Below are 12,238 nucleotides of genomic sequence, written 5' to 3' on the forward strand. Positions count from 1 at the left end.
TAAAATATTTGGAACTAAATTTGCTAATCTACGCCAAATTATTGGAAAGAACAACAAAGGATTGCACTATGATGAGGTCTCTTTATACAGCTACCACAGGTATGCTAGGACAACAGCTTCAAATTGACACTACTTCAAACAACATCGCCAATGTCAATACCACAGGATTCAAAAAGCAACGCGCAGAGTTTGCCGATTTGTTTTATCAGCCTATACAATACGCGGGCACAGCGACAAGCGAAACTACCATTTCGCCTACAGGTATTGAGGTTGGTATCGGTGTGCGCCCTGTCTCCGTGCAAAAAATGTTCTCTCAAGGACACCCAAAAGAAACAGAAAATAACCTTGATATTGCCATTACAGGCAATGGATTCTTCCAAATCGAACTCCCTGATGGAAATATCGCCTATACACGCGCTGGAAGCTTTAAACTTGATAATGAGGGAAATGTCGTCAATGCTGATGGTTACGCACTTATCCCCAATATCACTATCCCTGAGGGCACAACGCAAATAAACATCGGCACAGATGGCACGGTAACAGTGTTAGAGGGTAATCAATCACAAGCCAATGTGCTTGGGCAAATTGAGATTGTTAATTTCATCAACCCTGCTGGACTTCACGCACTTGGAGATAATCTCCTTATCAACACAAATGCTTCGGGTGAGCCTGTGGTAGGTGTGCCCGGGCTTGATGGCTTTGGGCAGTTGCGACAGGGATTCTTAGAGATTAGCAATGTCAAACTCGTAGAAGAAATGACAGACTTAATCACGGGACAACGCGCGTATGAAGCAAATTCAAAGACAATTCAAACCGCAGATTCTATGTTACAAACGGTCAATGGATTAAAACGATAAAATTTTAGAATCTAAAATTTCCTAATGTGCTTTTCCCAAATTTTGTATTTAAAGATGGCGATAAAGCACCCCGCCCGAATATAAGTCTCTAAAAAGATAATCCCAAAAATTACACGCACATCAATTTCATAATACGCACAGAGCGACATCGGCAATATGCGCAAAAGCCAAATACTACAACATTGCAAAAGCAAAGAAAGTTTTGTCGCTCCGCCACCTCGCAAAGCCCCATCTAAGCAAAATATGCAAATAAGTGGCACTTGAGATAATCCAACAGCTAATAAATAATACACGCTATGTGTAATCACACTTGATTCTTGGCTAAAAAATTTAGAAAACTCCGCACCAAAAATACAAATCACTAAGCCCAAAATCCCCATAATCACGCTTGATACAACCAAAATAGTCTTAATAAAATCATACGCCACGCCAATGCGCCCACGCCCCAAGCTCTGCCCCACCAATGCCATAGTCGCTACTTGAAAAGCGAAGCCGGGCATAAAAATCGCAGATTCTATCTTTGAGCCGATTTGAAATCCCGCAATCACATCTGCTCCATAAGAGCTCATAAATTTTTGGATTAAAATAAGTGAAAAAATAGTCAAAAACCGCTCCAATCCAGATGGTAATCCAACAACTAATATGCGTTTGCAATACAAAATATTTGGCACAAAATTAAAACCAAGTGGCTTTTTTCTATTTTTAGAATACTTATCATAAAAGATAAGCATACCCAAAATCAACGCCTCCACATAACTTGTGATAAGCAAGCTCAACCCCGCACCAAAAATCTCCAAACTCGGAATCCCCAAAAACTCAACCCCAAAAATAAGGACATAATTCAGTCCGATATGGAGCACAGAGACAACTGCTTTGACATACATTACGCGCTTTGTATCACCTATGGCAGAAAGTCCTGCTAAACACACGCTACTAATGATATTTCCCGGAATCCCAAGCACACAAATACTCAAATACTCCATTCCTAATCTCTTTGCCTCTCCACTCACACCCTCGCCCATCCAATCAAAGTAAAACTCGCTTGTGCCAAATGCCAGCACACACATTGGGACAGAAGCCAAAAGTGCAACCACAAGACTATTGCCAAGTACTTCACGCAAAGATTCTATCTTTCTGCCACCATAATACTGCGCCACTTGCGCGCTTGTGCCTACAAAAAATATCGTAGTAAGCGCAAAAACCATCATCATAAACCCCATACTCACGCCAAGTGCGATAATATGCTCTTTTGAAAATGAAGCAATCCAATACAAACTCACAAACATACTAAGCACTTCAAAAGAAGACTTAGCGGCACTCGGCAAAGCAATAGAAAAGATTTTTGAAAGTTTTTGATTGAGTGTGTAGTAGTGTTCCATTCTATTTAGGGGAGTTTGAAACTACTTCATATTTGTGCTTTTTAAGGTTGGAAGCATTTGAGTAATGCAAAGCAAATCATCAACAAGCCCAAAGAGCGCATCTGTTTGCACCATATTCGCCCCATCACTTAGTGCTTCCTTAGGATTTAAATGCGTTTCTGCAAAAAATCCATCTACACCCACGCTTGCAGCAGCTCTTGCGAGATACGGCACAAACGAACTATCACCGCCACTTTTTCCATTTGCTCCACCGGGCATTTGCACACTATGGGTTGCATCAAAAATCACAGGAGCAAACTTGCGCATAATCACTAAAGAACGCATATCCACTACTAAATTCCCATAGCCAAAGCTAGCACCTCGCTCAGTTAGCCAGATTCTGTGTTTAAGAGAATCTTCATAGCTTACCTCGCTAATGGCATTATCGCGTGTTTTTAATGCTTTTAACACGACATAGCGCATATCGGCTGGATTCATAAATTGTCCCTTTTTAATATTAACAATGGCATTTGTGCGAGCCACTTCTACAACCAAATCCGTTTGACGACATAAAAACGCAGGGATTTGGATAATATCTGCGACTTCAGCAATCGCCTTTGTCTGTGAAGTCTCGTGAATATCGGTGATAATTTTATACCCAAACTCTTTTTTGATTTTTGCGAGAATCTCCAAACCTTTCTCCAAACCCGGACCACGATAAGAATCTAAACTTGTGCGATTTGCTTTATCAAAACTTGATTTGAAATAAAAATCAATCTGTGGATTTTGTGCTATGGGGGCGAGTTTCTCTGCTGTTTTGGCAAGATTATCATAGCTTTCAATCACACAAGGTCCGCTCATTAAAATCATTTTTTGCATATTTTTCCTTTTTTAGAGTTTTTCTTTTGGCACGATTGGTTTAAACTCACGCTTAATCATATTGTAGTTTAAAATTTCTCCTTTTTCGATAATGTAATACCAACCATACACATTAAGTTCTCCCCTATCAAACTTCTCCTCCACAAACGGGTAAGTCATTAGGTTCTCTAATTGCAATTCCACATTGATTTGCTCTGCTAACCAAATCTTTTTCGCCCGTGAGCTTGGGTTTTGGGCGAGCACTTTTTGCTTGGCTGGCTCTAAAAGTTTAAGCCATTTTTGCACATAGGGCGCGTTTTTTAGATTCTCAGGTGGTTCAAAAATCGCACTGCACGCACCACAATTACTATGTCCGCACACGATGATATTTCGCACATTTAAGATTGTGAGGGCGTATTCAATCGCTGAAGTTGTGGCAAGATACCCACCACGCATTGAATTAGATTCTGTATATGGTGGGATAATGTTGCCAATGTTTCGCACGACAAACAAATCGCCCGGGTCAGAGCTGGTAATAATATTTGGCACGACACGAGAATCAGCACAGCTAATAAAAAGTGTATGCGGATTTTGTTGTTTTTTTAAACTTTCATACAACTCTTGGTATTCGACAAAATCCTCTTCTTGGAACTTTATAGCCCCTTCAAATAATTCTTTCATTCGCACCTTCTTAAAAATTTAAAAATCTAAAGCTGTGATTATAACAAATGCAAGTTATAATATCGCCCTTTGTTATGCCAAATTTTAAAACACATTATTTAGGAGATTGTATGTTTGGAGAAATAGTTGATTTTATTGTGAATTTTATAGGTGCAGCTGGATATTTTGGCATATTTGCTATGATGTTTTTAGAATCAAGTTTTATCCCATTCCCAAGCGAAGTGGTAATGATACCAGCAGGCTATTTAGCATATAAAGGCGAGATGAATATTATTATTGCCGTGTTATGTGGCATTGGCGGGTCTTTGGCTGGTGGATTGTTTAATTATTATCTTGCTGTGGCATTTGGTAGAGAGTTTCTTATCCGCTTTGGCAAATATTTCTTTTTCACACAAGCAAGTATGGAAAAAATGGAATCTTACTTTGCCAAGCACGGTGAAATAAGCACTTTTGTCGGGCGACTTATAATGGGTGTGCGCCAATACATTTCGCTTCCTGCTGGATTAGCACGAATGAATCTGGCGAAATTTTGCATTTATACTTCTTTGGGGGCTGGTATTTGGGTGATTATTTTAAGCGCGCTTGGATATTACATTGGGCATATTTTTGGACAGGGCTTTGAAGTGAGTAACATTATCCACGCATTTACTGCAAGTGAAATTTCAGAGCAAGAAAGTCAAATTAAGTCCTATGCTAAAACAGCTGGATTGATTACACTTGGTTGTGTGGTGGTGGTAAGCGTGCTTTATGTCCTTTGGTGGAGATATAAAAAAAACCATAAGTAAGTATTTTGTGTGTATAAATTGTGAATGAGGAAATTATAAATTTTGCTATAATGCGCTTGCAAAGTTGCTTTTAGAGAGGTGTCCGAGTGGTTGAAGGAGCACGCCTGGAACGCGTGTAAAGTGCAAGCTTTCGAGGGTTCGAATCCCTTCCTCTCTGCCATCTACACTCCATACAACACAAGGGATTCCTTTCTCTTACAAAGATGATTTCAATCTTTTATATCCGCTATTTTCAAAGTAATGATATTTGGATATTAGTAGAATCTCTATAGATTCTACTAATTGGCGAAATTTTTGGGAGTTAGCAAGGTTACACAGATTTTGCGGCGTTTAGAGCTGATTGGTAATCTGGCTCATTAGTAATTTCAGAGCAAATTTCTTGATACACAATCTTGCCATTTGTATCCACCACGATAACCGCACGGGTTAAAAGTCCCTTAAGCGGTGTATTAGCAAGGAGCAATCCATACTCTTTGCCAAAATTTTTATCAGTGAAATCACTTGCCACCACGACATTATGCACATCTTCTACTTCACAAAACCGCTTCGCACCAAAAGGCAAATCCATACTCACAACATACACCACCGTATTTTGCAGACTTGCCACCTCTTTGTTAAATCGCTTTGCTTGCACTTGGCAAACTCCTGTATCAAGGCTTGGGACAACGCTAATAATTTGCTTTTTGCCCTGTGCTCCACCCACTACAATAGGATTTAAATCCTTATCTGTGAGACTTACTTGAGGTGCATTATCCCCTACATTTAGCTGTTTTCCTACGAAGCTTGCTGGGCTTCCTTTAAAAGTTACTGACATAGCATATCCTTTGTTGTTTAAGTTTAGAGATAACACAATCGACTATCTCTTTTGTGTTTTAAACTCTAAAAAACAAAATTAAACAAACCTTTAATGGGGTGTAAATCCTCGCTAAAATTCTAACGCTCTACTCGAGTGCTGCAAGCTGTGTTTGAACTTTAAAGAGTTTTTCATTGGCATTTTGCAACGCCTCCTTGTTTTGAGTAAGCACATTGGCAGGCGCATTTTTGGCAAAGTTTGGATTGCTAAGCATAGAATCTAATTTAGCAATTTCTTTTTGTAGTTTAGTCTCTTGGGTTAGCAATCTTGCTTTAATCGCACCCAAATCAATGCCCTCTAAATCTACAAAACTCTCCACAAAATCACTCACATCACTGACACAGCCATTTTTGCCCTCTTGGATAATGTAAAGATTCTCTATTTTTGCAAGCTTGCATACAAAGATTTTAAGCAAGTCCAAATCCACTTCACGCGAGATTTTAAGATAGGCATTTTGTATCTGTGTATTGCCAAGTTCTAAGTTAGCCCGAATTCGGCGCAAAGAAATAATACAATCTTTAATAATCTCAAAACTTGATTCTATCGCGCTATCTTGCTCTTCATCATACGGAAATGCCGATACCATTATAGAATCTGCGCGCTTAATGTCGCTTCCATTAAGGCTATGCCACAAATCATCGCTCACAAAGGGCATAAACGGATGGAGAAGTTTAAGCGCGTCCTTAAACACGCTACCAATCTCAAAGATACTCTCCTTTTGTGCCTTTGCCAGCTCAATACCCCAATCACAAAATTCATTCCATAAAAAGTGGTAGAGCACATTTGTCGCCTCATTGAAACGATATGATTGCAAACAAGCACGCAACGATTTTGTCGCATAATTTAGGCGTGATTTCATATATCTGCCTAGAGGTGTTTTATAGACTTTCAAATCCTTAAAATACGGTTCTTGTGGGGATAGTTGCTGTGCGTATAAAAGCAAAAATTGTGTAGCATTAAACATTTTGTTTGCAAAATTTTTACTCAGCTCTAATTGGTTATATGAGAGTTTAATATCACGCCCCTGCACGCAAAGAGCCGCTAAAGAAAATCGCAAACTATCCGCACCATAAATCTCTATCATCTCCAGCGGGTCAATCACATTGCCACGCGACTTGCTCATTTTTTCACCCTTTTCATCACGCACCAACGCGTGCAAATATATATCTTTAAATGGGAGTGAATTAAGCAAAGATTCCCCGCTAAAGAGCATTCTTGCTACCCAAAAAAACAAAATATCAAAGCCCGTAATAAGCAAAGAGTTTGGATAAAACCGCTCTAAATCTTGCGCTTCATAGAGACTTTGCTCATTATTTTGAGAATCTGTGCCTTGTGATTTATTGCATTCATTTCCCCAACCAAGTGTGCTAAATGCCCACAGCCCAGAACTAAACCAAGTATCAAGCACATCTTCATCTTGTGTTTGTGTGGGTGTGCCACATTTTGGACATTGTGGATTATCGACCTCACTTGCGACTTTTTCTCCACATTCACAATACCATACAGGGATTCTATGTCCCCACCACAACTGCCGAGAAATGCACCACGGGCGTAACTCCCTCATCCACGCATTGAAGTTATTCAACCATTGTGCGGGAAAAAATTGCGTTTGTTTTGCATTTACGCGCTCAATCGCTCTTGTTGCGACCTCTTTTTTTACAAACCATTGTTTTGAAATATAAGGCTCAATGACATTCCCGCAACGATAACACCTGCCAACTTGATTGGTATAAGGCTCTATTTTTTCTATAAATCCCTCTTTTTGGAGTTTTTGGATAATGCCATCACGCGCTTCTAGTCGCTCTAATCCCGCGAATTCACCCGCTAATTCATTTAAGATTCCGTTTTTATCAAAGGTGGTAAGAAATTCTAAATTATGTCGTTTGCCTACTTCATAGTCGTTCATATCGTGTGCGGGTGTTACTTTCACACAACCTGTCCCAAACTCCATATCCACCGCCTCATCAGCGATAATTGCAATCTTGCGTCCCACGAGTGGCAACTCCACTTCCTTGCCAACCAAATGCTTATAGCGAGAATCATTGGGATTCACCATTACCGCACTATCGCCAAAGAATGTCTCAGGGCGCGTGGTGGCGACTACCACATATTGCCTATCATTTGATTGTTTCGATTCTCTGATGGGATAACGCAAGTAATACAAAAACCCCTCATTTTCCTTATACTCCACTTCAATATCACTAAGCGCGCCATCGTGTGTGCACCAATTTATCATATAAGAATCTTGAATGATAAGCCCCTGATTATACCATTCCACAAATGCCTTTTTTACGGCATTTTGCAAGCCATTATCCATTGTAAATCGTAGCCTACTCCACGCAGGGCTAATGCCTAATTTTCGCATTTGGTGCAAAATTTTGCCCCCAGATTCTTCTTTCCATTCCCATACTTTTGTGAGGAATGCTTCTCTGCCAATATCTTGCTTTTTAATGCCTTGTGCGAGGAGTTGCTTTTCTACGACATTTTGCGTAGCGATTCCAGCGTGGTCCATTCCGGGTTGATAGAGTGTAGCATAGCCGTCCATTCGCTTAAAGCGTGCAATAATATCTTGCAAACTAAAAGTAAGTGCGTGTCCGATATGAAGCACACCCGTTACATTAGGCGGAGGCATCATAATGCAAAAAGATTTTTGTTTGGAATAATCCACCTCAAAATATCCACGAGATTCGCAAATCTCATAAATCTCTTGCTCTATGCGTTTGGGATTATATGCCTTTTTTTCTTGCTTGCTCTGCCCTAAGTTAGAATCTTTTTGTGTAGAATTTTCTCGCATTGGTTAAGCCTTTTTTATTATAATTGCGCGATTATAGCAAAATTTGTGGAGTTTATATGATTTGTATAAGCCTTTATCCCAAAGGGTTTAAAAATGCCACTCTCAGTGCTTAACCCACAGCAAAGACAAGCTGCCACCGCGCAGGCTGGTTATAACCTCATCATTGCTTCGGCAGGCACAGGCAAGACTTCTACTATTGTCGGACGCATCGCACACTTGCTCCAAGAGGGAATCTCGCCTAAAGATATTTTACTCCTTACTTTTACTAACAAAGCAAGTGCGGAAATGATTGAGCGCGTTGGGAGATTTTTTAACCAAAAAATTGCCAGCGAGATAGAATCTGGGACTTTTCACGCGGTAGCATATCGCTATTTGCGTGAGCGGATACACATTAGTCTAAAACAACCAAAGGAATTAAAAATTGTATTTAAAAGTCTCTATGAAAAGCGCGTCTTTACACAAAGCACCATTGCGCCCTACTCTTCGCAATATCTTTACGACTTGTATTCGCTCTATCTTAATAGTGGAGTAAATCTAGGATTTGGCGAGTGGATAGCACAAAAAACGCCCCCTCAAGCTCCATTTATCGCCATTTATGAAGATGTATTAGAGGAATTTAGCGAACTAAAAAAAACACACAACTATGCTGATTACAATGATTTGCTTTTACTCTTTAAAGAGCATATCCTCACACAAAAGCCAAACTTTGCCGAAGTGCTCTGCGATGAATACCAAGACACCAATCCCCTGCAAGATTCCATACTTCAAGCATTGAATCCAAAAAGTCTTTTTTGTGTGGGGGATTATGACCAAAGTATTTATGCCTTCAATGGCGCGGATATTGGAATCATTAGCTCTTTTACCCAGCGATACGCAGACGCCAAAATCTTTAGCCTAAGTAAAAATTATCGCTCTTCTGCGCAGATTTTGCACTTAGCAAACACCGTCATCGCACACAATCCTAGAATCTATGAAAAAAACCTCGAAGTTGTTAAAGTGGGAGAATTTAGCACACCAAAACTTGATGTGTATAATGAACTTTTTGCGCAATATCAAGGTATCGCCAAAAAAATCTCACTAAGCAATATAAACCACCAAGACATTGCCATTATTTTTCGTAACAACTCAAGCGCAGACGGCTTAGAGGCAAGTTTAAGAGAACTCCATATCCCGTGTAAAAGAAAGGGAAGTGCAAGTTTTTTTGATAGCAAAGAAGTGCGCTTAATCCTTGATATTTGCTCTATCACACATAATCACAGCGATATGATGGCATATATTAACGCACTAAGCTATGGCAAAGGAATTGGTAGCTCTATGGCAAAAGATATTTTTGAGGCACTTTTACGCATTGGCAAGGGCAAGGCATTAAATGGTTTGCTCAATCCAGATTCCACTATCAATCCCTATGAAATGCGTGCGAGAAACGCTTCATTAGGATTATTTGATGATTTTTTCGCCCTGCAAGCAAAAGAACGATTTAATGCCACCCTAAAAAGCGAATTTGCTTCCCACCCACTCCTTGCTCACCCCAAACTTAATGCACAAAGCGCGCGATTTTTAGAATCTTTTTTCGTAATGATACAAGACATAAAAACACAAAAATCTCCAAAATTTCTCATCTCTCATATTGCTTCAAGTGCCTTTTTTAAAGAAATCGCACAATCACTCGCCACACAAAGAAGCAAAGATAAAAATGGAGAATTTGATGAAGGCAAATATCAAAGTGCCAAAGATTCCATTGAGAGAAAAATCGCGCTATTACAAGACTTAGCGAGCAATTACACCGAAGTGGTAAAGTTTCTTAATGCAATGGTGCTAGGCTCAAGCGAAGCAAGTGAGGGTAATGGCGTGAATCTACTTACCATACACGCTTCTAAGGGTTTAGAATTCCGCGATGTGTATATTGTGGATTTGATGGATGAGCGATTCCCAAATACCAAACTCATAAGCAAGGGCGGAAGCCTCGAAGAAGAGCGTAGATTGTTTTATGTCGCAGTTACTCGGGCAAAGGAAAATCTCATTCTCTCCTATGCCAAACGCGATGAAATGAAAAATATTGATTATGAACCCTCAAGGTTTCTCTATGAGGGGGGACTTCTCTCATAAAATCAACGCTCAATGAAACTTAATTTGTGTATCTTTCTGCCTACATTTGTGGGTGTAAGCGAAGTAAAAACACTTCAAAATCGCTCTTAAATTTGCTCTAATTTATGCGAATCTCTTTGTCATAATCCTTGTCGTTTATGATTCTAGCGCGATTTGCATTATATTTATCACTAAAAAGGCTTAAATCAGCCCTGCAATCTGCGCATTCTATCCCCACTAAATCAAAAAGCGCGTGGATAAAATTATCACTCATAAAGGGAAGGTTTTGTGCCTTTTTTATGCGCTCCATAATGCGTGGATTGCGAGATTTAAAGCTATCGCTTACATAAATCATAAATGGTATTTCAAGCACAAAGCGCGAGTTTTCAGCGGGTCCGTGCCCTGCAAAATCCCCAATATCATAGATTTCATCGCCGTGGTCGCTAAGATAAAAAATTATCGCTTCATCATTTGCAAATCGCGAGAAAATCTCGCTTACGATATAGTCATTATACGCAATCGCATTGATATAATGCGCGCGGGTTTTGGCTTGTTTGGTGCTTATATTTGCGCCCTTGTTTGCGCCACCATAAAATTTATCTAGCCCATTTTGTTGCAAATCCTCCACACTAAAAAGCGCGAAATCAGCACTATAACGCCAATTATAAATATAATGCGTCCCTTGCAAGTGAAACACAATAAATTCCCCAAAGTCGCGTGAAACTTTTTTAGAATCTATATGTTTAGATTCACGCAAATTTTGTTGTGAATCTTGCCCCAAACTATCCAAATGCCTTTTACGCAATCCATCATAAATCTCAATCACGGCTTTATCGCTCATCGCTCTTGGCGTAGATTCCATAAGTCTAGCGTAGCGCAGGATATTTGCGCGTTTTGCGATAACATCAAAGCTATTGTGCATACTCACTGCTTCTTGGTTGCTAATCCATACCGTGCGATAGCCAAGTAGTTTCATCGCGTCAATGATATTCATATTTTTATACCACTTAATGTGGCTGTTTTCAAAATTACTAAAAGTAAGCACTTTTTTCAGCACAGTCGCTGTATCTCCAGCAGGTGCGATAATATCACTAAAAACAAAAAGATTTTGTGAATCTTGCAGGGCATTTAGACGCGGTGTATTTGGGAGCGGATAACCATAGAGATTCATATAGTTTCGTTGCGTGGATTCGCCGATAATTAAAACAATCTTTGGAATCTTGCGCTTTTGTGAAATATATCCACTAATCCCCCCCCCCCCCACATCTAATTTTTGCGAACCATTCGCACTTTTTGCGACTTGCAATGCTAAATCTAGCTTTTTATCCATCGCGCGAAATTCTGCTATGATTTGATTTTCACTCACAAATCCGCCATAAATCACCTTTATAAATTGACAAATCTCGCTTTTATTCGCAAAGTTCGTGGCTAAAAAGCCAAAATTTTTGCTTTTAATAAATTTCACAATGCCCACGCACACAAACACCGCAGTAGCGAAAACAATGGCGATATTTAAAGGCTTTGAAATAGCAATATCACGCTTAAAAGTGGCGCAAAATACGCTCAATGCGATAAAAAGCGCAAGCGCGACTATGCTTTTGGTATTTGCATACATTATGCCAAATTCCTCTACCTCGCGCAAATTGCTCGCTAAAAAAATCTCAAATGACGCAGGATTTAGTGTGGAGTTAAAATTTAACAAAAGAAAGATATTTACAACACCCACGACAAAACTAAACATAAAGAGCACATTTAGCGTGAAATTTGTGGCTTTTGGAGCGATTTTGCACGGCAGCTTGGATAAAAGCACACATAACGCAAAAAGCACACAAAAATCTAACAAAAAACTTTTGGCAAAGTGTGTAAAAAATTCAAAGAAATTCAAATAGCGTAAAATGCCGTAAAATACACTATTTAACACCACAATATAAAGAAATTTAAGATTTACGCACATATTTTTCCTAGAT

9 protein-coding genes and 1 tRNA gene are annotated in these 12,238 nt (G+C 39.5%); 4 read left to right on the top strand and 6 right to left on the bottom strand.

Going from position 1 to position 12,238, the window contains the following annotated elements; all coding sequences use genetic code 11:
• Positions 1-68 precede the first annotated feature (68 nt).
• Positions 69-857, top strand: coding sequence for a flagellar basal-body rod protein FlgG (gene flgG / locus ACWIUJ_RS05170; protein ID WP_454151142.1), 789 nt, complete (start codon positions 69-71; stop codon positions 855-857).
• An 11-nt stretch (positions 858-868) separates the two neighbouring features.
• Here the strand turns inward: flgG and ACWIUJ_RS05175 are convergent, their stop codons facing one another.
• Genes ACWIUJ_RS05175 through ACWIUJ_RS05185 form a run of 3 tightly spaced genes read right to left on the bottom strand, consistent with a single transcriptional unit; the run spans position 869 to position 3,754 of the window.
• The gene (locus ACWIUJ_RS05175) at positions 869-2,236 is read right to left on the bottom strand and encodes an MATE family efflux transporter (protein ID WP_454169401.1); all 1,368 of its coding nucleotides are present in this window, start codon (positions 2,234-2,236) and stop codon (positions 869-871) included.
• Between the two features lie 21 nt (positions 2,237-2,257).
• Positions 2,258-3,094, bottom strand: a complete 837-nt coding sequence (kdsA, locus tag ACWIUJ_RS05180) for a 3-deoxy-8-phosphooctulonate synthase (RefSeq protein ID WP_454151138.1) — start codon at positions 3,092-3,094, stop codon at positions 2,258-2,260.
• Positions 3,095-3,106: 12 nt separating this feature from the next.
• Positions 3,107-3,754 (bottom strand): carbonic anhydrase, encoded by a 648-nt coding sequence (locus ACWIUJ_RS05185; protein ID WP_454151136.1) that lies wholly within the window; start codon positions 3,752-3,754, stop codon positions 3,107-3,109.
• Positions 3,755-3,864: 110 nt separating this feature from the next.
• Here ACWIUJ_RS05185 and ACWIUJ_RS05190 point away from each other — a divergent pair, with 110 nt between their 5' ends.
• Together ACWIUJ_RS05190 and ACWIUJ_RS05195 are read left to right on the top strand one after the other, a co-directional pair.
• Entirely contained in the window at positions 3,865-4,539 is a 675-nt protein-coding gene (locus tag ACWIUJ_RS05190) for a DedA family protein (RefSeq protein ID WP_454169403.1), read from the top strand.
• Positions 4,540-4,611: 72 nt separating this feature from the next.
• Positions 4,612-4,699, top strand: a tRNA-Ser gene (locus ACWIUJ_RS05195).
• A gap of 150 nt (positions 4,700-4,849) precedes the next feature.
• On the opposite strand, the gene tpx is transcribed toward ACWIUJ_RS05195, so the two are convergent.
• Positions 4,850-5,353 (bottom strand): thiol peroxidase, encoded by a 504-nt coding sequence (gene tpx, locus ACWIUJ_RS05200; RefSeq protein WP_454151132.1) that lies wholly within the window; start codon positions 5,351-5,353, stop codon positions 4,850-4,852.
• A 127-nt stretch (positions 5,354-5,480) separates the two neighbouring features.
• Positions 5,481-8,186, bottom strand: coding sequence for a valine--tRNA ligase (locus ACWIUJ_RS05205; protein WP_454169405.1), 2,706 nt, complete (start codon positions 8,184-8,186; stop codon positions 5,481-5,483).
• Between the two features lie 93 nt (positions 8,187-8,279).
• Between ACWIUJ_RS05205 and ACWIUJ_RS05210 the strand changes: the two genes are divergently transcribed.
• Complete coding sequence (locus tag ACWIUJ_RS05210) at positions 8,280-10,292, top strand: ATP-dependent helicase (RefSeq protein WP_454169407.1); 2,013 nt, start codon at positions 8,280-8,282, stop codon at positions 10,290-10,292.
• Between the two features lie 97 nt (positions 10,293-10,389).
• Here ACWIUJ_RS05210 and ACWIUJ_RS05215 read toward each other — a convergent pair whose 3' ends face one another.
• Positions 10,390-12,225, bottom strand: a complete 1,836-nt coding sequence (locus ACWIUJ_RS05215) for a sulfatase-like hydrolase/transferase (protein ID WP_454169409.1) — start codon at positions 12,223-12,225, stop codon at positions 10,390-10,392.
• Between the last annotated feature and the right edge of the window lie 13 nt (positions 12,226-12,238).

This window comes from Helicobacter sp. 23-1046, assembly GCF_053654635.1.

Bases quoted from the DNA above. Each gene is read 5' to 3' on its own strand.
- flgG (WP_454151142.1), top strand. From the start codon at position 69: ATGATGAGGTCTCTTTATACAGCTACCACAGGTATGCTAGGACAACAG.
- ACWIUJ_RS05175 (WP_454169401.1), bottom strand. From the start codon at position 2,236: ATGGAACACTACTACACACTCAATCAAAAACTTTCAAAAATCTTTTCT.
- kdsA (WP_454151138.1), bottom strand. From the start codon at position 3,094: ATGCAAAAAATGATTTTAATGAGCGGACCTTGTGTGATTGAAAGCTAT.
- ACWIUJ_RS05185 (WP_454151136.1), bottom strand. From the start codon at position 3,754: ATGAAAGAATTATTTGAAGGGGCTATAAAGTTCCAAGAAGAGGATTTT.
- ACWIUJ_RS05190 (WP_454169403.1), top strand. From the start codon at position 3,865: ATGTTTGGAGAAATAGTTGATTTTATTGTGAATTTTATAGGTGCAGCT.
- tpx (WP_454151132.1), bottom strand. From the start codon at position 5,353: ATGTCAGTAACTTTTAAAGGAAGCCCAGCAAGCTTCGTAGGAAAACAG.
- ACWIUJ_RS05205 (WP_454169405.1), bottom strand. From the start codon at position 8,186: ATGCGAGAAAATTCTACACAAAAAGATTCTAACTTAGGGCAGAGCAAG.
- ACWIUJ_RS05210 (WP_454169407.1), top strand. From the start codon at position 8,280: ATGCCACTCTCAGTGCTTAACCCACAGCAAAGACAAGCTGCCACCGCG.
- ACWIUJ_RS05215 (WP_454169409.1), bottom strand. From the start codon at position 12,225: ATGTGCGTAAATCTTAAATTTCTTTATATTGTGGTGTTAAATAGTGTA.